Genomic DNA, 26,705 nt, shown 5'->3' on the forward strand with positions numbered 1-26,705 from the left:
GTACGCAGCGACATACCAGCCGACCTGCGACATCGCGACAGGGACGGAAAGGAGATTACATTGTTAGCGCTAACATTTTTGGCTGCTATACGACCTCCAGAGACGCGTTTATGGGTTGACTGGCTCACTATGAATCGGAAGCCTATGTTGCGTCAAGGTTTCGGAAGAGTTATGCGGCTACCGAGCCGAACGGTTGTCGCGGGCGGCGGCGAGGTGCGCGCTCCTGTCCGTACGCTAGGCACCTCGAGGTGCCTACTTCCCGCCAGAGAGTAGCTCTCCGTAGGGTCGTCTCAAGTCCTGAACCCTTTGGAACAACAAGGAGAGCTCATGCGCGCAGTAGTCATCCAGGCATTCGGCGGCCCTGAGGCTCTGCAGATCGCGGACGTGCCGACGCCGGTCGCGGGAGAAGGTCAAGTCCGGATTCGGGTCCAGGCCGCGACGGTCAACCCGGTCGATCTGGCCACTCGGTCCGGTGCGCTCACGGAGGCGGGCTTGCTGCCGGTGCGGGACGTGATCGGCATCGGGTGGGATGTCGCCGGAACCGTCGAGGAGACGGGCCCAGGGGTCACCGGTTTCGTGCGCGGGCAGCAGGTGATCGGCCTGTCCGACCGGCTGGACGTGCCGCTCGGCACTCAGGCCGAACACGTCGTCATCGACGCGGACGCGGTCACAGCCGCGCCCGCGGGGGTATCGCCCGTACAAGCCGCCACGCTGCCCCTGAACGGTCTCACCGCCGCGCAAGCCCTCGACGGACTCGACCTGAGCCACGGGCAGACGCTGCTGGTGACCGGGGCGGCCGGTGCGGTCGGCGGCTTCGCGATCCAACTGGCCGTCGAGCGCGGGCTCCGGGTGGTCGCGGTCGCCGGAGCCGATGACGAACCGCTGGTCCGCGGGCTCGGCGCCGAACTGTTCGTACCGCGTACGGCGCGGCTTGGCGAGGCGGTCCGTTCCCTTGTTCCGGGCGGTGTGCACGCGGCGCTGGACGCGGCCGTGGTCGGAGCGGCCGCCCTCGACGCGGTCCGGTCGGGGGGAGCCTTCGCCGCGCTGGTGTCGGGCGGGGCGCCGGCTCCGCTGCGCGGCATCCGGGTCTTCAACCACTGGATTCGCGCTGACGGCGTCCTTCTTTCCAGGCTTGCCACCCTGGTCGAAGCAGGCTCCCTCACGCTACGCGTAGCCGAGACCATGCCCCTCGACCAAGTCGCCGCCGCCCACCGACGCCTCGCGAAAGGCGGCCTCCGCGGTCGCCTCGTCCTCACTCTTTAAAGATCACTCCCGCTGGCCGGCGTCTTCTCTGACGAAAGCCCGCCTGGTCTACCCCTCGCAGCGGTGTGGCGAGCGGTCAGTCGCCGAGTTTGGCCGCCTGCATGGCGGTCAGCCGACGGACATAGAGAGCGGCGACGACCGCTGCCGGCACGACGAGCACGTGCAGGATCAGAATGATCCAGGTCAGCGGCTCGAAGTCGTACCAGGGGGGCCGCCGCATGCCGGAATACCGCATCTTGCCGGTCTCCGTCCATGGGGTCCAGTAGAGAGGCCAGGTCAGGAGGGTGGCCAGCCAGACGAACCACCAGGTGTGCAGCAGGCCGGCGGGGGCCATACCGCCGCCCCGGCCGGGCGGGCTGGAGGCATGCCAGACGTCGTTGGCGATCTGTTTGGGAAGGAAGAGGTTTCCCACCGGGATGAACCAGCCGGCCACCGCCATGAACGGGCGGTACCTCAGCTGCCCGGGCGCGAGCCGCTCGGCGACGGCGCGTACCCGGACGAACCAGATCAGCCAGCCCACCACCAGCCCGACGCCGAAAAGGATCTGGGCGCCCAGCAGGACGTAGACGGTGTCCTCGATCTCTGACCGCGAATTCCACCAGCTGGATAACCCGTCCCGATCTGCTCCGTCGACGACGACGATGAGTTGCTGGACGGCCGTAAGCGCGGAGGCCAGGGCGAAGAGAGCGAGAAGCCAGTAGACAGCGGCCCGGTACCCGTCGGCAGGGAGCGCCTGGCCGCGCGCGCGGCGGCGTTCGTCGACCAGTCGCGGCCGTGGTGCCTTCGACTGCCCGGCCCGAGCAGCCTGCTGCGACTGGTCGCCGGGGGGCTCGGCCACGGGGCCGGCCAAGGACATGGTGAGCTGGGCAGTGGGCGGTTGCGGCGTGACGGCCGGGGCCGTCGCCCTGGCCTCGGTGACACGGTCCGCGCCGGGTGCGGCGCCCGCGGCGAGGATCATCCGGGTCCGCGGATCCTCCTGGTCGAGAAGCTGTACCGCCTCCTGGCCCAGCCGAGCCAACACCTCTGCGGGCAGCCACGGCCCCAGCGAGCGATACTGCGTATCCTCCCGTTCCCGCAGCTCGACCAGGGTCGGCCGGTCGGCCGGGTCCTTGGCCAGGCAGTCCTTGATCAGTCCCAGCAGCGACTCTGGCACCCCGGTGAGGTCCGGCGGCTCGTGTACCACCCGGTACATCAGAGCGTGCACCTGACTCTCCGGCGCGTCGAACGGCAGCCGCCCGGCGGCGGCGAAGGCCAGCACCGTGCCCAGCGAGAAGATGTCGCTCGCCTCGGTCAGACTCTCGCCCCGGATCTGTTCCGGTGACATGAAGCCGGGCGAGCCGATCAACGCCCCGGTGGAGGTCAGGCCCCCGGCGGTGGAGGCATCCAAGGCACGGACGATGCCGAAGTCGATCACCTTCGGTCCGTCGATGGTCACCATCACGTTCGACGGCTTCAGGTCGCGATGGATGAGCCCAGCGGCGTGGATGTCGCCCAGCGCCTGGCACAACCCGGAGGCCAGGCCGCGCACCGAATGCTCTGGCAGCGGCCTGCGCGGCTCCGTCACCACCTGTTGCAGGGTCGGCCCGGCGACGTACGCCGTGGCCACCCAGGGCAATGCCGCATCCGGGTCGGCTTCCAGTACGGCGGCCGTCCACTTCCCCCCGACCCGCTGGGCCGCGGCGACCTCCTCGGCGAACCGACGGCGGAAATCCGGGGTCGCCACCAGATCGCCGCGAATGGTCTTCACCGCCACCATCCGGCCGCGCGGCGACCGTGCCAGGTAGACCACTCCCATGCCGCCTTCCCCCAGCCTGCCGATGAGCCGGTAGTCAGCGATCCGGTCGGGGTCCTGTCCTTGCAGAGGCTGCACAGCTGGCGACTTCCTACCCTTGAGCATCGTGTGGCGGACCAAGACAGAGCCTTGGCTCTTTCCGGGAATCGATCATCGACTTTAATCAGTCCCAAGGGCGGAGCTCAAGACCAGCGGCAACCACCCCGGCCAGCTTGCTCGCGCAGGAGCGGGGTCATGGACAGCGATCGGGTCGGGCGTTTCCACCAGCTTTACGGGAAGATGTGACGCATGTTTGGCACGCCCCTGTCCGCCCGGCTTGAGCGTTCCAGCCGGATCCTCGTCGCCGGCGCGGGCGGAGGCCTCGACGTGTACGCCGGACTACCCCTTGCCCTGTCTCTTCGGGAAGCCGGCAAGGAGGTGCACCTGGCGAACCTGTCGTTCAGCCACCTCGACGCCCTCGACCTGGACGTCTGGCTGTTCGAGGACGTGGCGGAGATACGCCCGGACACCACGACCCGCGACTGGTACTTCCCCGAGGGCTGCCTGGCCCGCTGGCTGGCCACGCACGGCCAGCCGTCGACCGTGTACGCCTTCCCCAAGGTGGGCGTCCGCCCGCTGCTTCCCCAAGGTGGGCGTCCGCCCGCTGCTTCCCCAAGGTGGGCGTCCGCCCGCTGCGCGCCCCGTACGCCAAGCTCGCCGAGCACCTCGACCTGGACGCGGTCGTCTTGGTGGACGGCGGCACCGACATCCTCATGCGCGGCGACGAAGCCGGCCTCGGCACCCCGGCCGAGGACATGACGAGCCTGGCCGCCGCCCACGCTCTCGACGTTCCCGAGAAGATCGTGGCCTGCCTGGGCTTCGGGGTGGACGCCTATCACGGCGTCAACCACGTACAGGTCCTGGAGAACCTGGCGGCCCTGGAACGCGACGGCGCCTACCTGGGCGCGCTCTCCGTCTCCAGGTCCACGAAGGCGGGTGCGCTCCACCTCGACGCCGTCGCCCACGCCCAGGCGGAGCTGCCGGCGTACCCGAGCATCGTGAACGGTTCGATCGCGGCGGCCGTGCGCGGCGAGTTCGGGGAGCACCCCGCCCAAATCGCACTATTTCCCCACAAGTTACATCTGGTCACTACTCTTTCCCGATGTGTCTCCTGAGCATCACCACACGACAGCCGTCTTCGTCGACCAGAGCGGTCGCCGGCGACGGCTGATCATGATCGGCTCGATCGCGTCCAGTGTGCTGGTCATCGCACTGCTCGCGGTCGTCATCGGCGGCTTGTTCTCCAACACGACGCTGTCGGTGACCGGATGGCCGGGCGATCACAAGGGCGGGATGGGCAGCACGGCTTCGCCCGATCCTTCACCGACGCCTCGGGCGAGCCGGACCAAGCGGCCCACCCCTTCGGCGATCCGCACCTCAGCGCGTCCCACTCCGAGCAGCACCCGGTCCGCCGTACAGTCGAAGGATCCTGAGACCGTACGGACCCCGTCTTCGTCACCCAGCGCGAAGCCGAGTACTGCACCGGAACCGGAGCCGACCACCGAACCCACAGCCGAGCCCGTAGCCGAGCCGACCGACCTACCCCGCGGCCAGAGCAGGACGCCGCCGGGGCTCGACCCGGACCGGACGAAGGGGCCGAAGAAGTGAGCGGCCTCGCCGACCAGGACAGAGCCGACCAGGACAGAGCCGGCCAAGATCGGCAGGTATGGCCCCGCCCGGCGGTCTCCGCCTGGCAGGATCCCGCTTCGGTCCAGTGGGCGGGTCAGCCTGAGCAGGCCCGACCGCCCGCCCCCACGCCGTCTCCCGCCAAGCGAGCCGACCCGAGGGGCCACTGGTTCCTGCTGGCCATCGGCATGCTGCTGGCGGTCGGCGCCCTCGTACTCAACGGTTACGTGACCAACGTCGTCGGCGAGACGCACACCGCTCCGCCCGCCACCGACCACCCTTCCCCGCAGCTCGCGGAGATGCGGCGAGGCGGACCCGTGCTGAACCTCACGGGCAGCGAGCCCTCCAGCGCGCACCTGCCGAACAAGACGATCGCTCTCACCTTCGATGACGGCCCGGATCCCGCCTGGACGCCGGCGGTGCTCGACGCCCTGAAGAAGCACGGTGCCAAGGCGACGTTCTTCGTCGTCGGCTCGAAGGTCGCGAAGTACCCCGAACTGGCTCGGCGGATCGTCGCGGAAGGCCATGAGCTGGGCAGCCATACCTACACGCACGCCGAGCTGGCGGCTGTTCCCGGCTGGCGGCTCAGGCTGGAGCTGTCTCTGACGCAGAAGGCCCTGACGGGAGCGACCGGGCTGCACACCGCCCTGGTCCGCCCACCGTACTCCTCCACCCCCGAAGCGATCACGGGCCCGCAGTGGGAGAGCATGAAGGCGCTGGCGGCCGAGGGGTACCTCGTCACGCTGGCGGATCTCGACACCAAGGACTGGAGCCGCCCCGGCACGCGGAAGATCGTGACCTCGTCGCTTCCGGCCGGGGGCCGCGGTGCGATCGTCATGATGCACGACTCGGGTGGCGACAGGCGGCAGACCGTCGAGGCCGTCGATCTGGTCCTGAAGGAGCTCGCGGGCAAGGGCTACCGGGCGGTCACGGTGACCAAGGCCCTCGGCATGCCACCGGCACAGCAGCAGGCCGGCGGAGTGGACCGGTTCGTCGGCTCAGCGTTGAACATGGCCCAGCGCGCATCCGGATGGTTCACCGACGCGCTGATGTGGGTGCTCGTCGCCGCGGGCGCGCTCACGCTGGCGCGACTGGTCTTCTTCGCCGTACTCGCGTGGGTGCATGCCCGCCGTACCAGAGGTGGAAAGCGGCGAAGGGGGCGCGCGCCCGCATGGCCCGCACCCCCGCCCGTGACGGTGATCGTGCCCGCCTACAACGAGGCGGCGGGGATCCAGGCGACGGTACGCTCACTGGCCGACACCGCCTATCAGGGCCAGCTGGAGATCCTCGTCATCGACGACGGCTCGACCGACGCGACCGCCGAACTGGCCGCCGGGCTGGGATTGGCCAACGTACGGGTGATCCGGCAACGTAACGGCGGCAAACCCGCGGCGCTCAACACGGGCATCGCGGCGGCCGGGCACGAGTTGCTCATCATGGTGGACGGCGACACCGTCTTCGAACCCGCGACGATCGGCCACCTGGTACGCCAGCTCTCCGACCCCACGGTCGGCGCGGTGAGCGGCAACACCAAGGTCGGCAACCGGCGCGGCATGATCGGGCGCTGGCAGCACATCGAGTACGTCATCGGGTTCAACCTCGACAGGCGTGCCTTCGAGCAGCTCGACTGCATGGCGACCGTACCCGGCGCGATCGGGGCGTTCCGCCGCTCGGCGCTGGTGGCCCTGGACGGTGTCAGCACCGACACGCTGGCGGAGGACACCGACCTCACGATGGCACTGTGCCGGGCCGGATGGCGCGTGGTCTACGAGGAGAAGGCCCTGGCCTGGACCGAGGCCCCGACCACGCTCGGCCAGCTGTGGAAGCAGCGCTACCGCTGGTGCTACGGCACCATGCAGGCGATGTGGAAGCATCGCCGCGCCGTACTCGACCAGGACCCGTTCGGCCGCCGCTGCCTCGGCTACCTGGCGCTGTTCCAGGTGCTGCTGCCGCTGCTCGCACCCGTCGTCGACCTCATGGCGATCTACAGCACGGCCGTGGGCGATCCCCTGCCGGTGGTCGCGGTGTGGGCCGGGTTCGTCGCGGTGCAGGCACTGACCGGCTGGTACGCGCTCCGCCTGGACGGCGAGCGCGCCTCGGCCCTGTGGGTGCTCCCTTTGCAGCAGTTCGTCTACCGTCAGCTCTTGTACCTCGTGGTCATCCAGTCATTGGCGACCGCGGTGCTGGGCGTACGGCTGCGCTGGCACACGGTACGCCGGGAGGGCACGTTCAGCGCACCCACCGCTCCCGGCCTCTTGCGCTGAGGCTTGTGCCAATCGCCAGGTCTGCTCCATGCCGTCAAGAAGCTGTCCGGAGTGGCGGTTGGATCGCACTCAGCACTTGCATGGCGTCCCGTTCGATCTGCGAAAGGTCGTGGAGGATGGCGCCGGCTTGCTCAAGGTGGGCCGCGTCGCCGTCCTGTCCGGCCTTCGCGATCAAGTCGGCCACGCTCGTCCACAGTGCGGCTGCCTCGGCGTACAGCCGGTGACCTGTGCGAAGGCGGTCATCGTCGATGAGCTCGGTACACTCGCCAAGAAAGTCACGGTAGAGGGCGCGGAACAGGGCGCCGCCGGTGCCGGCCTTCTCCATGAGTACGGCGGCTTGCGGCAGGTCACGCTGTGGATCGTCCGTGCGCTGCCACCACTTGGACACCTGGCCTGCGGCTTTCTGGATGCCGCGGTGGCCCAGGTTCGCGATGGGCGCGGCGAGGAAGGTGTCGGCGCAGGCTTTGATCGCGGGCATGATCTGGTCCTGCCAGGAGGGCGCATGCGCCGGCAGGGTGATGGAGAACGAGCGGTTCCTGGCCGTCATCGGGCCTCGTTCGGCCCTGGCCATGGCCAGGCTGGTCCGGCTCGTACGTACGGCTCCTCCCTGCTGCGCGGTGTCCACCAGGTAGGCATCGTGCTCGTCGTAGCCGTACATGGCGACGACGTGGCCGCCGAAGTGCACCTTGGATTGGAAGTAGGCCAAGTGGAAGCAGTCGAGCTGGAGGCCGACCGGTCGACCGGCATCGATCTGGGCGGCCACGTTCTCCCACGCCTTGCGTGGTGAGGTGGTCTCGTCGACCTGCAGCGTCAGCCCGAGCCTGGCAGCCAGGTTTCTGGTGAGGTCAAAGGGCTTGACGCGCCCTCCAAGGAAGGGGAACGGCATGCCTTTGCTGTCCCAATAGATGAAGGACAGGCCCGAGCCGAGCCCGAACAGCATGGGCTCGGACAGATCAAGTCCCTGAGGCCGCAGCAACACCCCCAGGGCCGTCGTCTCGCAGTGTTGCAAGCCACGGCCCTCGATACCTTGCACGATGGTCATGTCGCTCTCCTCGATAGCCGGACGATCGGCGTGGGCGGAGCCGCCGTTTGCGCGGAACGCCGGGAGCAGCATGAACCCTCCCACAAAGGAAGAGTCAAGCCCGTTCGCCCTTCTCGCGGGGCCCTACAGGCGATCACTAGCGGGCACGCCGCCTCGGACCCCCGGACGCTTTCACTGGCTTCATCGACACCGACGCGATCCCACTGCACCCCCCAGGTGGATGTGTACCTGAGAACATCGTTCGTTGCGATCACCGCGGCCTCATGACCGGGTCCGGCCTTGGCCCTCCACCAGGACGGCGAACCCATCGAGATGGCGTGCGAGGGCGTACTCGAACAGTCCGTTCAGGTCCGACGCCACTTCCTCTGGTATCGCGGCCAGCAGTGGAAATCGTCCGCTGTGGAGGAGTTCGTCGGTCCGCTTGCGCTGGGCCAGCCACCACCGGTCGAGCGTCACACCGGTCTCCTGCTCCGCTTCGACCTCGTCCGCCATGGACAGAGCGATGGTGAGGACCAGTGTGTGCAGCGTGAGCGCCTCTTGAATCCCTGTCGCCACGGGCAGCCCGAGCCCGTCGAGTGCGCGCAGGGTCCACTCCGTGTGTTCCATCATGTTGGGGACGAGCGACGGGCGAGTGAACGAGATGGCCCTCGGCAGCCAGAGGTGACGACGGCACAGCTCCCATTGCCTGCGGGAGATCAGTTCGAGCTTGGCTCGCCACCCCTCCGGCCCCGGGATGGGCAGATCCGGTTCGCCGAAGGCTTCGTCGACCATCTGCGTCACCAGCTCGTCTTTGTTCGCCACGTGCCGGTACAGCGACATCGGACCGACGCCGAGTTCGGCCGCGAGTCGCCGCATGGAGACGGCGTCCAGCCCTTCGGCGTCGGCGATCGTGATCGCGGTACGGAGAACCTGCTTCCGGTTCAGCTTGGTGATTGCGCCCTGCCGTGGCTTCAGCGGCGTACTCGGGCCGGCCGGCTGCGGCCGGCTCACGCGTGCGCTGACCACCGTGCCAGAACCGACCTTCGCCTCGACCAGCCCGTCGTCGCGGAGCGTCGCCATCACTTTGGTCGCGGTCGCGACCGCGACGCCCCATCGCTGGGCGATCTGCCGGATGGACGGCATCCGCTCGCCGGGCCGCAGGTCGCCGGTCAGGATCCGGGCGCGGATCTCCGCGACGATCCGCCGGTATGGCGGGTCCGGCCGCTGCGTGGACGACGACATGGGTGCCCCCGATTCGTTGGTGAGATGGCTAGTGTACTAGTTCAATTACCACAGTACTAGTGCACTTTAGCTTGCTAAACCGCAGAATAATCCCGCTTTTCGGCGACCGCTGGCTACTCTGTACGCATGACACTTGATACACCGTACGCATCCATGCGACAGACGGGTGCCGCATGAGCCGGCCAGAGGACCCGACGTCCATCTCCTTCGCCGAAGTGCGGTCATGGCACCGACCACTGATGATCATGGTGGCGGCGATGTCCGCGCTCATCGTCGTCGCGATCTTCGGCCTCCTCGCAGACGGTCGCGAGCTCATGCAGCAGTCGATCTGGGTGAAACCATTGAAATTCGGGGTGTCGTTCGTCATCCATGGCGCGACACTCGCCTGGCTGTTGCCGAAGCTTCGCAAGGCAAAGCGCACGATGTGGGCCCTCGGAACGGCCTTGGCCGTCGCCGGGCTGATCGACGTCGGCTTCATCGCGGTACAGGCCGCTCGCGGCACCTACAGCCACTTCAACACCGGCACCGACACGTTCAACGAGATCGGGCAGGTGGTCTTCTCCACCGGCGTGGTCGGGTTGTTCGGGGCGAACCTGCTCATCGCCATCATGCTGCTGTTCCAGCGGATCGGTGAAACGGCACTCACCTGGGCCCTGCGTGCCGGGATCGGGCTGGCCGTCATGGGCATGGGGTTGGCGTCCTTCATGGTCGGGACGGCCACCAGGCCGCCCCGGATGGTCGAGGATGCCTACGGAAACCCGGTCCCGTTGGTAGGGGGGCACGGAGTGGGGGTCCCCGACGGCGACGGCATGCCGATCACGAACTGGAGCACCGTGGGTGGCGACCTGCGCGTTCCGCACTTCATCAGCCTGCACTCCATGCAGGTGTTCGTACTCGCGGTGCTGGTTCTCACCGCCCTCGCGGCCCGGATCACCTGGCTGCGCGTCGAACGCACGCGCGCCCAGCTGACCGGGATCGTCATCCTGGGCTACGCCGCGCTGTTCGCCATCACGGCGTGGCAGGCGCTGCGCGGTCAGTCGCTGATCCACCCCGACACGGCCACGTGGATCGCGCTCGCGGTATCGGTTGCCGTGACCGCGCTGCTGGCTGTGCCGGCCATCTTGGCGGCCCGCCGCCGGGAGCCGGCACCCGCCGGCTACGGGCACGCGGCTAATATGCACCACAACTCAACCCAGCAGGCATAAACGCGTGGGTGAAGTCCGGCGGGGTGACTGGGCGGCCGGGTCGTGATGTGCTCCGGCACGGCACGGAACTCCGCCGGGGCTGACCGTATGATCGTTTCATGCCGATCCCCCGAGCGGTCGCCGTGGTCACCGACGGCACCCGAGTCCTGGTCATCAAGCGGTTTCTCCGCCGCCGCCCAGGCGTCCCGTGCGTCATGTGCGATGCCGCAGGCTGGCGGGGGTCGTCATGTCCCGCGCACCACTACGCGGTTCTTCCCGGGGGGCATGTGGAGGATGGCGAGTCGCCGGAGAGTGCGGCAGTCCGTGAACTCCACGAGGAGACGGCTCTCACCGGGAAGGTCGACCGGCTGCTCTTCACCAGCTCACACAATGGCCGGCCCGCCTTCTACTTCCTCATGGGTGACGTCAGCGGCGTCCCGGCGCTCTCCGGCGAGGAGGCATTGGACCACGGGCCGGACAACACCTTTGAGCTCAGATGGGCGAGTGCTGTCGAGTTCGAGCAGCTGAACCTGTACCCCGCCGATGTGCGCGGGCCGCTCACGGAACTGCTTCACGCCTGACCCGGCGCGCCATCGGCGGGCGATGATCCTTTGGCCTCGGCCGGCGGCTGCACAGTGCCGGTTGTCGCCGGCCTGGTGGCCCCGAGTTCGGTTTCACCCCAGTGAGGTCACTCACAAAAGAGGACTTTCAGATTCCTGTTTAAGTAGAGTCGTCCTGTGTACCTCAACCGCTCCACGGACATCAGCCTCCGCATCCTCATGCTCGGCGCGACCCGCGACGACCTGCTCACCATCGACGAACTGGCCGAATCCCTCGTCGTACCCCGGCACCACCTGGCCAAGGTGGTCCAGCGGTTGCAGCACCTGGGCCTGCTGGAGACCGTCCGTGGTCGCAGTGGCGGTGTACGCCTCGCCGCCACGGCCCGCACCGCCTCGATCGGCGGCCTCGTTCGCGAACTGGAGGGCGGGACCGAGGTCGTCGACTGCGACGGCGACCCGATCTGCCCGCTCAGCCGAGGCTGCCTGCTGCGCGGAGCCCTACGCCGCGCGCAAGAGGCGTTCTACGCCAGCCTCGACCCGCTCACGGTCGGGGACCTGACCGCGCCGCCGACCCGGCAGGTGCTGCTGAGCCTCGGCCGTCGCTAATTCGTCATCTATCCCCTCACCTGGAGGAACAAGTGCTTTCCGCGACCAGTGTCCCGATCGTCAAGGCGACTCTCCCCGTCGTCGGCGAACACCTCGGCACCATTTCGGGAGCCTTCTACGACACGATGCTCGGCGAGAACCCTGACCTGCTCAACCTGTTCAGCCGCAGCGCGCAGGCGACCGGCGAGCAGAAGCACGCGCTGGCCGGTGCGGTCGCCGCGTTCGCCGGGCACCTGATCGGCGCCGGCCCGGACGCCCCGGTCTTCGACCACATCGTGGAGCGCATCGCACAACGGCACTGCGCCCTGGGCATCCGCCCGGAGCAGTACACGGTGGTCGGCAAGTACCTTCTGGGCGCGGTCGGCACCGTGCTCGGTGACGCGGTCACCCCGGCGGTCGCCGCCGCCTGGGACGAGGTGTACTGGTTGTTCGCCGCCCGGCTGATCGGCCACGAGGCGCGCCTCTACGCCGAGGCCGACGTGAACAGCGCCACGCCCTGGCGGGAATACGTCGTGGCGAGCAAGATCAGCGAGGCGCACGACACGGCGTCGTTCATCCTCACGCCGGCCGACGGCTACCCTGCCCCCGGCTTCCTGCCCGGCCAGTACGTCACCGTCGCCGCCGACCTGCCCGACGGCACCAGCCAGTTGCGGCAGTACTCCCTCTCACAGGCGGCCGCCGCCGGCATGCTGCGGATCACCGTACGCCGGGTACGCGGCGCCGGCGGCACCCCGGACGGCGTGGTCTCCGGCTTCCTGCACGACCATGTGGGTATCGGCGACCGGCTGCGGCTGAGCCACCCGTACGGCGAACTCACCCTGCGCGCCGGCGAAGCGCCATTGGTCCTGGTCAGCGCGGGCGTCGGCATCACCCCGATGGCCGCCATCCTGGACCACGTTTCGCGCACCCAGCCCACCCGCGACGTCACGGCCGTGCACGCCGACCGCAGCATGGAACGCCACCCACTACGCGCCGACATGATCGCCAACGGCTCCCGGCTGCTTTCCTTCCGCAACCTCGTCTGGTACGAGCAGACGGTCCCGGACGCGCCGGATGCCTTCACCGGTTTCATCGACACCGACGCCATCCCGCTGCATCCCGACGCGGATGTGTACCTGTGCGGTCCCGTCCCGTTCATGCAGGTGGTTCGGGCCGGCCTGCACCGCCGCGGCGTACCGGACGAGCGGATCCGCTACGAGGTCTTCGGCTCCGAACAGTGGCGCCCGGCCCCCGTACCGACACCCGCCTGACCGTACTAAAGGGGGCGACATCCATCTGAGGAGGCGCGGGATAACAGCTTTGAGCTCAGATGGGCGTCTCGCCGTCCACATGCGAGGCCTGCGAGTGAAAACCAGATGCCGGCGGCAGGATAGATCGTTACCGTTCGGGAGGTGGAGCTTCGACAAGAGCGGCCGGGCGACGCGGACGCTGTACGTCACGTCCATCTGCGAGCGTTCGGCGATCACGGCAGAGTCGTGGTCGACTTGGTCGACACCCTGCGCCACGGCATCCGCTCCGACGGGGGGTTCGCACTCGTGGCCGAGGCCGCTGGGCAGGTCGTCGGGCACGTCATGTTCACCCGCAGCCTGCTCGACGCCCCGCGGCGGCTGGTCGACGTACAGGTGCTCAGCCCTCTGGGCGTGCTGCCCGAGCACCAGCGACAGGGCATCGGCTCGGCCCTGGTCCGCGCCGGGCTCGCGACTCTCACCGAAGGAGCGAGTCCCCTCGTCTTCCTGGAAGGCGACCCCGGCTACTACTCTCGCTTCGGGTTCATCCCTGGGGCCGAGCTGGGCTTCCGCAAGCCGTCCCTGCGCATCCCCGACGACGCCTTCCAGGTGATCAGGCTTCCGGCGTACGAGCCGTGGATGACGGGGACCCTGGTCTACTCCGAGCCGTTCTGGCGTCACGACGCGGTCGGGCTCCGCGACCTCGACGCCTGCTGAATGCGTGCACCGCGACGAGAACGCCGCGGGCGCAAGCCCCGAGCACCGCCGGTTCGATTCCCACCCAGGCGAGATAGGGCAACCAGCAGTTGGCCCACCATCTCACGCGGACTTCTTGCCTCTTCCTGGGGAGTCTCCAAAACGTGATCATTCTGTCGGGTGTTCACCTGACAGACCGGGCATTCGGCTCTCCGTAAAGTCGCGACCGGAGCCATCTGCCGGTTGAAAGGTCGCGATGCCCACGCCCTACCCCCCGTCCAACAGGTCCCTTCCCCAGCGGCCGCAGGGCCAGCCGCTTGGGCACCCTCAGGGACGCGGAGCGCATGCCCGGCAGACCGGTGAGCACTGGCCACCGCCACCTCAGCCACCTCGCCGCGGCGGCCGGCGGGGGCCGCTGATCGGGCTGATCGTCGTGCTCGGCATCCTCATGATCGGGGGGCTGGCGACCGGCGGCTGGCTGCTCCTACGCGCGTTCAGCGACGAACCTCGCCCGGCCGCGTCCACCTCCGCCACCCGGCGGAAGCCCGTCGCATCCGCGACACCGACGGTCGCGGCCGTGAAACTGCGGGCGCTCACCGGCGACCAGCTCTGCGCCGCCATCCCCGACGCGTACCGCAAAACGCTGGTCACCGACGGCAAGTACGGCGGAAACGACGCGTCCACCAGCATGGCCACTGAAACCGAGAAGCACGCGGCCTGCTCGTGGAACAACAGCAAGATGGACGTGGGCTCCGGCGTCCTCGGCTACCGCTCGTTGAAGATCTCCGTGAAGGCCCGCAACAGCAGATCCCAAAACGCGCTCGACTACGCCAAGGACCAGTTCGACCGCGACAAGAAATCGTATGAGCGCCGCGTCAATGTCCGCGACGGCAAACGGATCGACGGCAGGACCACCGGCTCCACGTTCGGCCCACTCAAAGAACTCACCTTCGGTGACGCGTCGTACAACCAGAGCTCGATCGGCCTCAGCGGCCTCTTCGCCACCGTGTACGTGCGGCAGGGCCCCTGGCTGATCGAGATCTCGTACGGCGGCGACAACCGGACCGGCGACAAATACCCCACCGGCGACTCGGTCCGCGAGGCCACGGGCAAGGTCGCCGAACTCATCACCGCCGAGATGGCCAAGGACGCCGCCGCCGTGAAGCTCTCCGGCCCCTGCGCGATCCTCACCACCGCCGACATCAAGTCGGCCTTCTTCCCCACCGTCGAGGGCCCGTCCGTCGGCGGCAACTCCGGCCGCATCCAGCAGACCAGTTGCACCTGGAAGATCAGCGAGGTCGTCAAACATAGCCCCGGCCAGGAGTTCACCGCCCGTGGCGGCACGCTGGGCATCCACCTGACCAACTGGGGCAAGGACGGCTTAGGCTCGAAGTTCCAGTTCGACCGCGCCGCCAAGAAGTTCGACCGCTACAACGCCAAGGGCGGCCTCGGCGACGCCAACATCCACACCGACTACGAGGTCCGCCAGAACATATCCGGCCTCGGTGAAAAGGCGTTCGCCGTGGTGTCTTCCACGTACCGGCCGAACCGCCCCAAGGAAGGCACCACCCACGAGGTCCTGCTCGAGGTCCTCCACGGCGACCGCACCCTCGTATTCACCTACCGAGGTACGACCACCGGCGGCGGCATCATCGACAGCCCCCGCTACCTCGCCCCAGCCTTCGAGCCCTCCGTCGCGCAGTCAGCCGTCGTACGGCTGGCCAAGACCTTCGTCTCTGACCTCAAGTAGCTGCGATGCGAACTCCCCTCATCCTCCTGCTCGCGACCACACTGGCCGCCTGCACCGTCACTCCCCCGGCGGCGGCCCCCACCCCCACCGCGGCGACTGGCAGCCCGACCCCCACCCCCGTCGTCCCCGACCAGCTACGTCCGATCACCGGGGCCCAGGTCTGCGCGGCCGTCCCCGAGGCGCTCCGGGTGTCCCTGGTCCGCAGCGACATGCTCAGCGACGAGATCGACTGGAGCAACAATGTCGCGACCGCCACCCAGGTCTGGGGGCAGTGCCAATGGTACTTCGGCGGCCCTCGCTCGCTGGGCGTGACCGTCCAGGCCTACGGCACTGTCACCAAGACCGCGACCGACCACGCCAAGCAGAAGTTCGACAAGAGCAAGGCGGACGCCGCAAAACTGGCCGAAGAGCCGGACGCCCTCGGCTGGACATACACCCCTCCCGTGGCAGCGGATCACGGCGACGCCGCGTACAGCCTGACGGGGAGTCGGACCGGCCAGTCCGGCCGGTCCGACTCTCGCTACGTCCATATGCACATCCGGCAAGGGCCCTGGCTGATCTCGATCAGATACCAAGGCGAAGAGCGCGACGACAAATTACCCGCAGAAGCCGAGCTTCGCCGCGGCGCGGACCAGGTCGCCGAGGTCTTCACCACGGAAATGGCAAAAGACCCCAGCACCGTTGCCCCCAATGACAGCGGCCTGTGCGGGGCCATCTCCACCGCCGACGTCACCTCGGCCTTCTTCCCCTCCGTCACGGAAGTGAGTAGCAGCGGCGACGCTCACGACACCACCTGCACCTGGAAACTCCGCGACCGGCTCGGGCAGACAGACGAGGTCGTGGAGACAGGCGGCTACTGCGGCCTCGGAGTGATCCAACTTGGGGACATCACCCGTCTCTGCGGAGATCTGCGCATCTACGTCAACAACGTCGGACGCCGCGGCCACCGGGAGCTAAAAACTGGGGGGTGGGACGCCAAGGCCAGACGCTACGCCAAGGACGCGCCCGTCAAGCACCTCACCGGCCTCGGGGACCGGGCGTTCGCCTTCGCCGACCAAGTCCACGTCCTGGCCGGCGACTACCTCATCCAGCTCAGCTACGACGGCACGAACACCGGCGGCGGCGTCCGCGACACCCCCGGCTATCAGGAGCCGGACCTCGACGAAGCCGCCCTCCGTAAGTCCCTCATCCGGATTGCCAAGATCTTCGTGTCCGGCTTGTCCGCCCACGATTGAGATAACCGATACCGCGCCCACACTCAGCCATCGCAGCCCTCTGCCTCGCAGCCACAGCCTGCGGCTCGACCCCTCATCAACGATCAGCTCACCATCTCCGTCGAGGACTTCACCCGTCGCCCGGCTGACGCGAAGAGGCGAGGGTGACGTGCACCAGGTGGCGGGCGAGCACGTCGATCGGGGATGATGGCGCGCGAACGTGGGCCCCTGTTCTTGATCGACTGGCGTAGACAACCGACGAGACGACCGCAGGCGACTGAGTCTTCGTCCGCACTTACCCCATCTACTCTGAGGGTGCTTCGATAGCTGCCAGACATACCCATGCGAAGGATGGAGCTGCAATGCATCGGCTTTTGGTCGAACGAGCTCTTTGTTCAGCAGCGGCAATTTAAGTCGCGGCTTCGTCTGGTCTCCAAAGCGCTCGCCATCGGCGGGTGTGCTACGTTGCCGAACGCGCATCAGCCACCACTGCGTCGCGCCTTGTCGGCCGACAGTGAAGGCGGCCCCGCCATCCGTCGGCGTAGATGCTCCGTTAGTGATTGCGAGCGTTGCTGTAGATCATGGAGATGAGGAACATCGCCGCCAACGATCTGGCCCCTGCGGGGATGCTGATATTCGACCCGGAGAACTGGCTCAGCGCGGGGAAAGGCGTCCGGAAGGCCGCTGATGATCTGGCCGAGGGCGTGGACGAGTTCTGCCGGGCGGTGGATGAGCGCCCCTTCGGCCAGGACGATCTAGGCCGGGCGCTGTTCGAGGGCGATCCCGAGGCGGGCATGCCGGGGTTCGCCCAACTACGTGACGACCTGCTGAAAGACCTGGTCGGAGCGGTTAACCTGCTACGCGCGATGGCGGCCGGGATGGTCGTCGCCGGGTGCGGGTATGCCGCAACCGAGGACTTGAACGCCAGGATGATTGCCGGGGGCAGCTACGCCGAGGCCGGGGAGGCGACCACCGAGATCCCGTACGCGCAGGTATACCCGGGATGGCTGACGGATCCGGATGTGTACAAGCCCGGGCTGAGCCCGAGCGGTCTGCCGACGACCACACCAGCGCCTGACTTCGTGAGCCAGGCGATCTGGTTCCTCGAATCTGTAGGAGTCGGGTCCGCGTGGCCGGATGGTGATCTCGACGGTGTGGCGCGGCTGCGGGATGCCGCGACGGCGGTGGGACGCGTGGTCGCTGACGTCCAGGAGCAGGTCGCCGGGCAGGCCGAGCGGGTGACCGGGGCCGGGTCCGGGCTGGCCACCGCTGTGTTCGGACGTACCACGCGGGTGGTGCACGGCGAGAATGGGCAGCTGGCTGACCTGCATCGGCGGTGCGCGCATCTCGCCGACAGCGGCCAGATCGGCTACGACGCGATCGTGGAGGCCAGACGGCGATTCCTGGCATCTGCGGCGTTCGTGGTGGCGCTGATGCTCATTGCGAAGCTACTGGCCCCCCGGCTCGGCCCGCTCCTCGACGCCGTGGTGAAAAGGCTGCTCCGAACCGAGGGCCAGGTACTGCGGATCACGTTGCTGATCATCCGTCAGGCAGCATTGGGCGCGATGTACTCCGGCGGACTGGGCGCTATCAACCAGCTGTTCGCCACCGGCACCATCGATGTCGGGAAGCTGGTTCGGGATATGTTGCACGGAGCGCTCGCCGGCGGGTTGATGGCCGGTGCGCACGGCGCGCTGCCCGCGTTGCTGCGCCGAGGCGGACCCGCGCTCACCGGCCTGGCCGAGGCCATGGAGTCGGCCACATGGGAGCGGGCATTCTCCCGGATCATGGTCGGCGGTGCGGTGAGCTCAACCGTGCTGGCAACCGCGGGATGGGCGAGCGGCGCCGGCTGGGATTGGAAGCACGCCGCTGAGATGGGCTTCGGCATGGCCGCACTCAGCACCGGCGCGGGTATCGCGGCTCGGTCCTGGCCTGCCCCACCCTATGCGAGCCTGAGGGGCAGAGAATGGAAGCAGAGCCCGGCCAAGCGGTGGCATGACGTCAAGTGGGCCAGCGGGATTGTCATGATCACCACTCCTGCGAACGCCATCTTCGCGCTCGCGAAGTTCGCCGAGGACGGAAGAAATCCCTTCTTCTTCCAGAAACGGGTTGGTCAGTTCGGCCACGAGTTCGACATGGCCAAGGGCCGTACGATGAAGATAACCGACGGCACCAAAGGCGGTAGCGGCGAACGTACGAGCGTCGGTAATGGATGGTCGCGAACCACTCTCGACGAGACCGTCCAAATGCTCTACAACGTCATCATCAAGGGAAACATGTCGGTCGTAAACGACCGACCGCTATTGACCCCCGACAGACAGAGAACAGTAGCGGCGCTCGGGCCCGTCCTGGGACCACGCTGGAACGAAGCGGATCTGGCCGGAAAGCCTGGGTGGCTCGGCGCCTTCCCCAACAAGACCGTCGAGCTCAATCTCAAGCAGGGGACATTCGCGTACGACCTTCAACGAGGCTTCACGGGCCTCTGGCATGACCAGCACGCGAGCCTGAAATTGGACCGGGAGATCGCCCGGAAATTCCTCTCCACTTACTGGAAGCGCATTCTCTAGGCTCGATCTTCCGTGCGCCCAGCAGAACAGGAGCGAAGCCGTGACGTAGCGATGAGTCTTGTGGGTCGTAAGCTCGGCCTCGCTTGCCGGGTGGGAGTCGGTCCGAGCAACCGTCAGGAGGCCCGGTAGCAGACTGGTGGTTACTGGCACGCGACTGATGTACATGCGCGTGATCCGGGAAAGCGCCACGTCTTACGACCTGCAGCGCCTTCTGAACGCCTCGCTCCTACGGAGACTCTGGCCCGAGTTGATCTTGCCCGAGTTGATCTTGCCGCCCCGGGTGGCCGGCCACGCCGTGGCGATCGTAGGGCTGCATCTGTGCGGCGGCGCGGCAGCCCTGGTCAGAGCTTTCGGGCCGTACGGCGCGGCAGGCGTGCGGCGCCCGGCCCGGTGTCCCGCCGCCGTCGGGGACCGGCCCCAGGCCGCACGCCCGGGGTTTCTCGCCAGATCACGCTGAATGCCGCTGACGACATAACCGCCTTCGCCGCCTCCCCTTCGCTCACTGAAAGAAGATCTGGTCGACCAACCCCCTGCACGATTGAACCCAGAAGCCAAACGCCGAGCCGACGTCGTGTCCTTCTCCCGCCGCAGCCAGGCCAGTTCCTCCTGCTCGGACTCCGTCAGCCTCCCGCTCCCACCGCCGTTGCCACCGACCTGCCGATCCATCTGCATCCAGTTATGCAGTGTGTACTCGTTGACACCAAGGTCCCGCGCGACATGCGAGACGGGCTTGCCGGTCTCCTTGACAATGCGCACAGCACCGCCTCGGAACTCCGGATCAAACCGGCGCCTGCTCACTCCCACGACCCAACCTCACCTCAGGTTCGGTCTCCACCGTATGAGGGGAAGCGCACCCCGGTAAGGCCTGCATACCGGCGATATACCAGACGCCGCTAGCTTCATGGTTCATGAAGTTGACTTCCAAGCGCATCGCCGCGATTGCCGTCGGCGTGGTCGCGGCCGCCACGACCATCACCCTCAATGCGGCCCCTGCCGCAGCCCTCACCGTCAAGGGCTGCAAATCCACGCAGACCTTCTCCACGAGCATCACCGGCGCCTCCGCCGAGGGGTATGTCAAGAGGGGATGCACCGTCAAGGGCAGTGGATGGCAGCGCATCGACCAGGACTACATCTGGTTCAGGACGAGGGACACCAAGTGCGACAAGTACGGCCCCAAGATCTGGATCGGTGGCTGGGTGCAGAAGAACGACAACGGCTGCGGCAGCTCGAAGACCGGCTTGAACTACACCGCTTCCACCGGCACCGTCTACAAGTACATGTTGCGCACCTGTAACAGCGGCGGCTGCCAGAACAGCTCCGGCTACATCACGATCAAGTAGGCAGTAGTGGAAGGGGCTTCTACGCCGCCGCCCTGCTATGACTTGAGCAATGCTTGAGATCTGTCGGGCCGGGCCAGACGGCGAGAGCCAGCTCCGCGACCGATCTGAGCTCGGTGACATCGGCCCCGTCCCTGGCCCACTCAGACATGTCGCGCAGCACAGCCGCGAAGTAGGCGGCCAGCGCGTGCGGGTCGAAGCCACGTGGAAACTCCCCGTTCTTCCGTGCGGCTTCGACCCGCTGCACGAACGTCCCGAATCCCGTCTCGCGGATTGAAGCGGCCCGGAGGTAGGCGGCGACGTCGGTGTCCTGGACCATCACGTTGGCCGACCTCCTGCTGCGGGCAGTCGCCGATGACGACTGCGCCAGCGTCATCATCATGGACACCGACCTGCGACGCCTCTACCTCCCCTACGACGGCGGCGCCGACGTCATCCTGGCCAGCCCGCAAGAACGAGACGCCCTGAAGAACGCTCACGCCGACTGGCTCTCTACACACCCGCTCGGACTCTGATCCCACCCACTATCCGACTTCCTACTTGCAAACGGGAGCCAGTCACCTCGTTGAGGGCTGGCGAGCCTGGTCAAGCGGTAGATGCGGGGCAACGACATGTGATCGGGTAAGGCGACGTTGCTGTATTCCGCTGCTGTTTACAGCTCTCTGCTTCGGCAACCTGCCCGTCATGACCCAAGGTCCGCCGTCTCCTTCCGTTAGCTCAGTCACTCCGCCTCGAAGCACCAGACGGTCGGCGCTGCACGGGCCAAGTAGCCTGCTGGAGTGAATCTTGTGCAGCGTGCCGTTGGCGCGGTCGTCGGCTCGGCTGTGGGCGACGCGCTGGGTGCTCCCTTCGAGTTCGGTCCGGCGGGCGCGTTCTCTTCCCGCTTTCCGGTACCAGGTGCCGGCGGCGAGATGATTGGAGGCGGCGGCTGGGACGCGGGCGAGGCCATCGACGATACGCAGATGGCTGTTCACGTAGCCGAGTCGCTGCTGGAACAGGGCGGTTTGGACCTGCCGGATATCTTCGCCCGCTTCCAGCGATGGGCGGCCGATCAGCCGAAAGACATCGGGCTGCAGACCGAAGACGTACTGACCCGCAGTCTGCCCTGGGATCAGGCCGCCGCCGCCCACTACCGGAGCAGCCACCGAGCCGCGGGTAACGGCGCGCTGATGCGGGCCACCCCGTCGGCGGTGTACTTCGCCCGCAACGGACGGCAGGCCACCATGGACGCCGCTCGGCACATCGCCGCCCTCACCCACGGCGACCCGGCAGCATGGGAAGGCACCGCGATCTTCCACGACCTGATACGCGTCGCCCTGTCCGGAGCGAACCCCTTGGACCAGCTCCCCCAGACCCTGGCCGCTGTCCACCCCGACCATCGTCAGCGCTACGCCGCCATCCTCGCGCCCAGCTGGCATCCCGACCAAGCCACCGAATTCAACGGTGCCGTCTGGCCCTGCCTCGGCTCAGCCATATGGGCACTGCGCACCACCCGCGGCTATGAGGATGCTGTCCGCGCCGCGATCGACCTGGGCGGCGACACCGACACCGTCGCCGCGGTCACCGGCGGACTGGCCGGGGCCGTGTACGGAGCGGCAGCGATCCCAACCAGTTGGACCGATCCCTTACACGTTCCGCTACCCGGAAGCGGCGGCCGAACTCTGCCTCTGCCCCACCTGATCGACCTCGCTCGTGACCTCGTGGAGCATCCGAATTCAGACTGACGCAGGGACCTGGCTGCGTTTTCCAAGGCCGTTGTTAGCGTCCGCGTTAGCAGGATCACCAATCGTCGGAATTGAAGGTCTCCAGATCACGGGCGCCGAGCCGGACAGTAATGCTCGGTGTACGCCTGGTAGACGATCAGGGGCACACTCTTCCCCTTGGACCTACGGGATTCCTGCGAGTAGTTGAGATCAAGCCGTAGGCTGACAGCGTGAAAGGTGGTGTCATGAGCGCTCAGCCTGTCCACAGTGGCGCACCGGACCACCCCAGAGTGCCGCGGACGATCGGCGGAATCTCCGGCGCGCTGCGCGGCAGCCGCCGTGCGCAGTTCTTCGCCGAACTTCTTGAAGCTCAGCAGGGCGCTGAACTGGACGGCGTGCTCAACGCCTGGTGGGGTCGGGCCATGCTGGACACCGACCCGGACCGTGACCGTATCCGAGCAGCAGCCGAAGCCGGGACTCTGCCGACCGCGACCATGGAGGAAGTCCTACGTCGCCGACAAGAGCGTGGCGCTCAGTGAGCGAGGACGACCTATGGCCGGTCGTGCCATCGGAGGTCGTGGCTGAAACACTCGCCAACCCATCGGTCTCGGCGGAGGCGTTCTCGAGTGTGGCCGCACTCACAGTCGCCATTTGAAGAGGACCTGTGGCTGACGGCAAGCGACCAGGTCGGCACCGATCCCGACTGGCGGGAGATCCTCATCCCCAAGGGATTCGGCATCGCGGAGTATCGGATCGACCGGAAGAATCAACAGGTGCTGCTAACCCGGATCGTCCTGTTCTGACAGGGTGAGCCCGGCCCTACCAACAGGCTTGATAGCGAGGCCTTCTCCCTACCTCCTCCAATACCCTCCGCAAGGCTCTCAGGGAGTGTTGAGAAGGCACTGCCCCGGCGCGCCTTCGCCATGTCTCGAGTTCCACCACATCAGAGTAGAGCTCACCGACCTTCCCGCAACGGCCGGCCTTTACATCCTCCGAACACTCGACAGCAGCCGCGTGGGATGCCAAAGACGGCAACGCTGCTGGCGGGGAGCCACCTGGGAGCCACCGTATTAGCAAGATCTCGATATTGTCCTGACAAAGAGAAAGCCCCTGACGGCGTTATGCCTGCTCAGGGGCTCCCTACTGCAGAGCCGACGAGGGGAATCGAACCCCTGACCTTCTGTTTACAAGCAGGATCAAGGACGTCCACGAGCATCCACAGCAAACAGAACAGCCTGCTCAGATGGCCTCCCGCAGGACTTCGGCTCCAGCTCCGTCCATGTTCGTCCAAGGCCGCTGTTAGCAACGGCGCTAGCAAGATCAACTCTGTGGCACACCCGGCTCGCGAGGCGGCGTTGGCTGCTCAACAGGTGCTGTCGCTAGGCTGCGATCGTGATCAGCCGAGAAGGGGGACTCCTAGGCTTGAGGGCCGCACACAGACTGGCCGAACTGGGCTGCTGTGAGATCGAGCCGGGGCTGAGCGAGGCGGAGTTCGACCGTATCGAGCGCGACTTCGGCTTCGAGTTCGCTGACGATCACAGAGCGTTCCTCGCGGCCGGACTTCCGGTGGGACAGGAACCACAACCCGGTACCACCTGGGAGAAACTATGGCCGGACTGGCGCAATTGCGTTCCTGACCGACTTCGCGAGCAACTCGCCTGGCCCGTCGACGGAATTCTGTTCGATGTCGAGCACAACGCCTTCTGGCACAACACGTGGGGCGACCGACCCGACGACCTAACGGCAGCGCTTACTGTAGCGCGCAGCCAGCTAGCCCAAGTACCTACCCTCGTCCCGATCTTCGGACACCGGTATCTACCCGCCGGCCACAGTACGCACGGACATCCGGTGCTGTCGGTCTACCAAACCGACATCGTTTTTTACGGCACTGACTTGGCCGACTACATCACGAACGAGTTCAGCGGAACAGGCCAGTCGATCAGTGAAGACTGGATCACACCACCGCTGGTTCGCTTTTGGGGCGACTTCCTCTGAGGCTTTGGCAGGGGTGAACTGCCGACCGTCCGCTGTTCGAGTCAAGCGGAGCAATCGTCATGACCTTGACTGGCGCGACATGGCGTCCCGCGCAAGCGCTAGTGAGCGCCTACTTGCAAAGGAGCCAGGTACCACCTGGAGCCCGCGGTGCCCAGTTCAGAGACCAGTTCCCAAGTGGCAGGGTGTGATCGTGTAAGACCTCATTGCTATGCCTCTGCTGTACAGCGCCGAGCACACGGCAGGACGCCGACAACCCCCACATGAATCGTGATCAATGCGTGTGCATCGCGAGACGGTCGGATCAGATGCTTGCGGTGTGGAGATGTGCAACGCGAGTGTCTCGCCCGCCGCCGAAGGGCGGCTTGCCGAGCGGGTGGTCGCCGCCGGGCTCGCCGGCATCATCCTGCCCTTCCTCCAGTTCGGCTGGCTGCTACTCGTAGCCGCCCTGTCCGACGACTCGAGCTGCGGCCACTTCGGCTGCGTCGGTCAGCTGGCCGACGCGTGGACGGTGGGGAACTGGACGGCGGTCGTGCTCGCCTGGCCGCTGCTGCACCTCCTACGGGTGCGCCCGGCGTGGTCCGTCGCCGTGCTGGCGCCCTTCTTCCTGGTGCCAATCTGGGAACTCGCCGACGTACCGGTCGGCGTAGTCGCCGGATTGTTCGCCTACCCACTGGCCGCCCTGGCAAGCGCGCCGCGCCTGACGTGGCGGCGGTCCAGTCTGGTGCTGGCCCTCTTCCTTCTGCTCTGCGCCTTCCTCGCGCTTTCTTCCGGATAGTCCCGGCCTGGGCAGTCTCGGGTCGGCCTCATCATAGGTCAGAATCACGGGAGTCCGGCATCTGATCCGTAGCCAGTTCGAGATCGTCTACGGAGATCTACCGCTGTCGGAAGTGCCTGCTCGGCGGCTTCTCCAGCTTGATCATCTTTCAGGGGCGTACGCCGGTGGTCCAGGGGCGTTGTTAGCATCGGCGTTAGCAAGATCCGCGGCTGGTGGCTTCCTCGTGGCGGCGTGTCGGCATGACACCGACCAAGAGCCGATGACCTGTCCGAAGAGACTCGTCAGTTGTCGAAGCTGGCGATCCATTCATTGATGAACTTCGACGCATCCTCGGCGATGACGACATCGCTCCTGGGCGCGGGCCCGAGGCTATCGGCGAGCACTTCTGGCGATACGGGTTCCCCGGCGACGACCAGGTAGCACGAGAGGCCCTCACTCATTTGACGTGACATCGAGGAGACGAACGCATCGCGGCGGTACCTGTTACAGAGCAACAGCAGGTTCTGCTGTTCCAGCTCTGCTCTCAGCTGGCGCAAGGCGTCTTCGAAGTCGATCGACGAGTGAACCCTGATCGGCGAAGCGCTTGCGCGAGTCAGGCGGAGCTCGTACGTCTCGCCATCGGTCTGCGTTGTCACCTGGCAGGGCAGAAGGGATTCATCCGCCAAGTTGACCAATTCGAGGTCGTGCATGCTCACCTCGGCACGTAGTGGGGGTTCGGAATCCAGACGTCGTCAGCGCTCCCGTACTTGCCCGGCTTCCAAGCTCCTCTGATCTGCGATGGATCGATCCGCTTGAACGCGACCTCCTGCTCGCCTCTGAGGTGTTTGAAGCCGGGGCCGTACTTTACTTCCATGCCGTTTCCGCGGTCATCGATCTCAAAGATGTATCCCTTGTGTCCGACGGCGAACCCCCTGGCCACGTTCTTGCTCTTCGAGGCGGCGATCAAACCGTTCTCGCCGGAGAGGTGGTCTTCGATGCTCATGTCCGGGTCGCGTGCGGTCATACCGTTCTCGAAGATTCTGTCCAGTGTCCGGCCGTCTCCCCGGAACAGCGGTGGCACTTCCTTCCCCTTAAGCTCGAAGCGCTCACCGTAGTGTGAGAGCTTGGCCGACGGCGTGGGTTTTATCACGCTCTTGGCCGCCTTCCCCAGCGCACCCACGGCCTGTTTGGTTCCGGAGACTGCGCCGCTGGAGCCGGCCGTAGTGATGGCTGCCACGATGTCCGGGATGAGGCGGCCGAATGCTCGCTCGGGATTGGAGGTCCAGGTATCCCAGTCCAGCGCCGACTTGGCGAACTCAGCCGGGTTCTGGATGCCGTAGAGCAGGCCTTGGGCCATGTCATTTACGCTGCGTTGCCAGCCCATGAAGTCGACGATCGCCCGAATGGGAGAGTAGTCGATCACCATCTTCCCCATGCCGGCCACGCTCTCCACCGTGCCTTTGACCGCCTCCGTCAGGGAGTCGCCGGAGTTCAGGTTCGGGTCGAAGGTGGCCTGGATTTGCTGGCCGACGCGATCCCAAAAACCTCCTGTCGTGGGCAGAACCGCTCCAGGAGCGAATACAGAGTCGTCGACCGAGATCGGTGGCATGCCCGCGCCGAACAACTCCGGCTTGTCCAGCTCCATACGCTCCAGAAGCAGCAACCGCCTATTGATCTCAGGCCCCTGGGTTCCAGCCCACGCCGCTACTTGACGGATCGTGTCGGCCGAGGCGGTCGATAGCCAAGCACCGCGCAGCAAGTTCCATAACTCCTCACCGATGGAGTCCAGCGATGATTCGGCCTGGCGCAGCGCGTCCTTCAGGCTGCGAACTCCCTCGGGGACCATGCCCTCCAGTTGACCCATGG

At 66.8% G+C, this 26,705-nt stretch carries 27 protein-coding genes and 1 tRNA gene; 20 read left to right on the forward strand and 8 right to left on the reverse strand.

Going from position 1 to position 26,705, the window contains the following annotated elements; translation table 11 throughout:
- Positions 1-327: 327 nt before the first annotated feature.
- On the forward strand, positions 328-1,263 hold the full coding sequence (locus AB0H88_RS26295) for an NADP-dependent oxidoreductase (RefSeq protein ID WP_357648765.1): 936 nt from the start codon (positions 328-330) through the stop codon (positions 1,261-1,263).
- 76 nt (positions 1,264-1,339) lie between these two features.
- Here the strand turns inward: AB0H88_RS26295 and AB0H88_RS26300 are convergent, their stop codons facing one another.
- Entirely contained in the window at positions 1,340-3,133 is a 1,794-nt protein-coding gene (locus AB0H88_RS26300; RefSeq protein ID WP_357648767.1) for a protein kinase, read from the reverse strand.
- A gap of 210 nt (positions 3,134-3,343) precedes the next feature.
- Here AB0H88_RS26300 and AB0H88_RS26305 point away from each other — a divergent pair, with 210 nt between their 5' ends.
- From AB0H88_RS26305 to AB0H88_RS26320, 4 genes are read left to right on the forward strand one after another with little or no spacing between them, the layout of a single operon-like run.
- A complete protein-coding gene (locus tag AB0H88_RS26305; RefSeq protein WP_357649349.1) occupies positions 3,344-3,853 on the forward strand; it encodes a hypothetical protein in 510 nt (169 codons plus the stop codon).
- Positions 3,766-4,209, forward strand: coding sequence for a DUF1152 domain-containing protein (locus tag AB0H88_RS26310; RefSeq protein WP_357649317.1), 444 nt, complete (start codon positions 3,766-3,768; stop codon positions 4,207-4,209). The genes AB0H88_RS26305 and AB0H88_RS26310 overlap by 88 nt, the downstream gene beginning before the upstream one ends.
- Complete coding sequence (locus AB0H88_RS26315; protein ID WP_357648769.1) at positions 4,199-4,702, forward strand: hypothetical protein; 504 nt, start codon at positions 4,199-4,201, stop codon at positions 4,700-4,702. Before AB0H88_RS26310 ends, AB0H88_RS26315 begins: the two co-directional genes overlap by 11 nt.
- Positions 4,699-6,984: a bifunctional polysaccharide deacetylase/glycosyltransferase family 2 protein gene (locus tag AB0H88_RS26320; protein WP_357648771.1), complete on the forward strand. Its 2,286-nt coding sequence runs from the start codon at positions 4,699-4,701 to the stop codon at positions 6,982-6,984. Before AB0H88_RS26315 ends, AB0H88_RS26320 begins: the two co-directional genes overlap by 4 nt.
- A gap of 34 nt (positions 6,985-7,018) precedes the next feature.
- Here AB0H88_RS26320 and AB0H88_RS26325 read toward each other — a convergent pair whose 3' ends face one another.
- Complete coding sequence (locus tag AB0H88_RS26325; protein WP_357648773.1) at positions 7,019-8,098, reverse strand: BtrH N-terminal domain-containing protein; 1,080 nt, start codon at positions 8,096-8,098, stop codon at positions 7,019-7,021.
- A gap of 189 nt (positions 8,099-8,287) precedes the next feature.
- Positions 8,288-9,247 carry a GntR family transcriptional regulator gene (locus tag AB0H88_RS26330; RefSeq protein ID WP_357648775.1) on the reverse strand — a complete coding sequence of 320 codons (960 nt, stop codon included), beginning with the start codon at positions 9,245-9,247 and terminating at the stop codon, positions 8,288-8,290.
- Between the two features lie 173 nt (positions 9,248-9,420).
- Between AB0H88_RS26330 and AB0H88_RS26335 the strand changes: the two genes are divergently transcribed.
- The 8 genes from AB0H88_RS26335 (at position 9,421) to AB0H88_RS26370 (ending at position 19,050) form a co-directional block, all read left to right on the forward strand.
- On the forward strand, positions 9,421-10,452 hold the full coding sequence (locus AB0H88_RS26335) for a hypothetical protein (protein WP_357648777.1): 1,032 nt from the start codon (positions 9,421-9,423) through the stop codon (positions 10,450-10,452).
- A gap of 98 nt (positions 10,453-10,550) precedes the next feature.
- Complete coding sequence (locus AB0H88_RS26340) at positions 10,551-11,012, forward strand: NUDIX domain-containing protein (RefSeq protein ID WP_357648779.1); 462 nt, start codon at positions 10,551-10,553, stop codon at positions 11,010-11,012.
- 156 nt (positions 11,013-11,168) lie between these two features.
- The gene (locus AB0H88_RS26345) at positions 11,169-11,597 is read left to right on the forward strand and encodes an Rrf2 family transcriptional regulator (protein ID WP_357648781.1); all 429 of its coding nucleotides are present in this window, start codon (positions 11,169-11,171) and stop codon (positions 11,595-11,597) included.
- A 32-nt stretch (positions 11,598-11,629) separates the two neighbouring features.
- The gene (locus tag AB0H88_RS26350) at positions 11,630-12,847 is read left to right on the forward strand and encodes a globin domain-containing protein (protein WP_357648783.1); all 1,218 of its coding nucleotides are present in this window, start codon (positions 11,630-11,632) and stop codon (positions 12,845-12,847) included.
- A 141-nt stretch (positions 12,848-12,988) separates the two neighbouring features.
- A complete protein-coding gene (locus tag AB0H88_RS26355) occupies positions 12,989-13,540 on the forward strand; it encodes an N-acetyltransferase (protein ID WP_357648785.1) in 552 nt (183 codons plus the stop codon).
- Between the two features lie 235 nt (positions 13,541-13,775).
- Positions 13,776-15,269: a hypothetical protein gene (locus AB0H88_RS26360; protein ID WP_357648787.1), complete on the forward strand. Its 1,494-nt coding sequence runs from the start codon at positions 13,776-13,778 to the stop codon at positions 15,267-15,269.
- Positions 15,270-15,274: 5 nt separating this feature from the next.
- Positions 15,275-16,504, forward strand: coding sequence for a hypothetical protein (locus AB0H88_RS26365; protein WP_357648789.1), 1,230 nt, complete (start codon positions 15,275-15,277; stop codon positions 16,502-16,504).
- A gap of 566 nt (positions 16,505-17,070) precedes the next feature.
- The gene (locus AB0H88_RS26370) at positions 17,071-19,050 is read left to right on the forward strand and encodes a sugar transferase (protein ID WP_357648791.1); all 1,980 of its coding nucleotides are present in this window, start codon (positions 17,071-17,073) and stop codon (positions 19,048-19,050) included.
- 192 nt (positions 19,051-19,242) lie between these two features.
- On the opposite strand, the gene AB0H88_RS26375 is transcribed toward AB0H88_RS26370, so the two are convergent.
- Entirely contained in the window at positions 19,243-19,854 is a 612-nt protein-coding gene (locus tag AB0H88_RS26375) for a transposase (protein WP_357648793.1), read from the reverse strand.
- 104 nt (positions 19,855-19,958) lie between these two features.
- Between AB0H88_RS26375 and AB0H88_RS26380 the strand changes: the two genes are divergently transcribed.
- Positions 19,959-20,390, forward strand: a complete 432-nt coding sequence (locus AB0H88_RS26380; RefSeq protein ID WP_357648795.1) for a hypothetical protein — start codon at positions 19,959-19,961, stop codon at positions 20,388-20,390.
- 19 nt (positions 20,391-20,409) lie between these two features.
- On the opposite strand, the gene AB0H88_RS26385 is transcribed toward AB0H88_RS26380, so the two are convergent.
- The gene (locus AB0H88_RS26385) at positions 20,410-20,709 is read right to left on the reverse strand and encodes a hypothetical protein (RefSeq protein WP_357648797.1); all 300 of its coding nucleotides are present in this window, start codon (positions 20,707-20,709) and stop codon (positions 20,410-20,412) included.
- Between AB0H88_RS26385 and AB0H88_RS26390 the strand changes: the two genes are divergently transcribed.
- From AB0H88_RS26390 to AB0H88_RS26405, 4 genes are all read left to right on the forward strand, one after another.
- Complete coding sequence (locus AB0H88_RS26390; protein WP_357648799.1) at positions 20,693-20,902, forward strand: hypothetical protein; 210 nt, start codon at positions 20,693-20,695, stop codon at positions 20,900-20,902. The two genes, AB0H88_RS26385 and AB0H88_RS26390, sit on opposite strands and share 17 nt — an antisense overlap.
- Positions 20,903-21,175: 273 nt before the next feature.
- The gene (locus AB0H88_RS26395) at positions 21,176-22,111 is read left to right on the forward strand and encodes an ADP-ribosylglycohydrolase family protein (protein ID WP_357649319.1); all 936 of its coding nucleotides are present in this window, start codon (positions 21,176-21,178) and stop codon (positions 22,109-22,111) included.
- A gap of 224 nt (positions 22,112-22,335) precedes the next feature.
- Positions 22,336-22,629, forward strand: coding sequence for a hypothetical protein (locus AB0H88_RS26400; RefSeq protein WP_357648801.1), 294 nt, complete (start codon positions 22,336-22,338; stop codon positions 22,627-22,629).
- A gap of 87 nt (positions 22,630-22,716) precedes the next feature.
- Entirely contained in the window at positions 22,717-22,893 is a 177-nt protein-coding gene (locus AB0H88_RS26405) for a hypothetical protein (RefSeq protein ID WP_357648802.1), read from the forward strand.
- Positions 22,894-23,239: 346 nt separating this feature from the next.
- On the opposite strand, the gene AB0H88_RS26410 is transcribed toward AB0H88_RS26405, so the two are convergent.
- Positions 23,240-23,356, reverse strand: a tRNA-OTHER gene (locus AB0H88_RS26410).
- 126 nt (positions 23,357-23,482) lie between these two features.
- On the opposite strand from AB0H88_RS26410, the gene AB0H88_RS26415 reads away from it, so the two are divergent.
- Positions 23,483-24,085: a hypothetical protein gene (locus tag AB0H88_RS26415; protein WP_357648804.1), complete on the forward strand. Its 603-nt coding sequence runs from the start codon at positions 23,483-23,485 to the stop codon at positions 24,083-24,085.
- Between the two features lie 316 nt (positions 24,086-24,401).
- Entirely contained in the window at positions 24,402-24,860 is a 459-nt protein-coding gene (locus tag AB0H88_RS26420) for a hypothetical protein (protein ID WP_357648806.1), read from the forward strand.
- 281 nt (positions 24,861-25,141) lie between these two features.
- Here the strand turns inward: AB0H88_RS26420 and AB0H88_RS26425 are convergent, their stop codons facing one another.
- Together AB0H88_RS26425 and AB0H88_RS26430 are read right to left on the reverse strand one after the other, a co-directional pair.
- Positions 25,142-25,549, reverse strand: a complete 408-nt coding sequence (locus AB0H88_RS26425) for a hypothetical protein (protein ID WP_357648808.1) — start codon at positions 25,547-25,549, stop codon at positions 25,142-25,144.
- Positions 25,550-25,551: 2 nt separating this feature from the next.
- Positions 25,552-26,703 carry a hypothetical protein gene (locus AB0H88_RS26430; protein ID WP_357648810.1) on the reverse strand — a complete coding sequence of 384 codons (1,152 nt, stop codon included), beginning with the start codon at positions 26,701-26,703 and terminating at the stop codon, positions 25,552-25,554.
- Positions 26,704-26,705 lie beyond the last annotated feature (2 nt).

The organism is Nonomuraea sp. NPDC050680 (assembly GCF_040654555.1).
Classification (GTDB): domain Bacteria; phylum Actinomycetota; class Actinomycetes; order Streptosporangiales; family Streptosporangiaceae; genus Nonomuraea.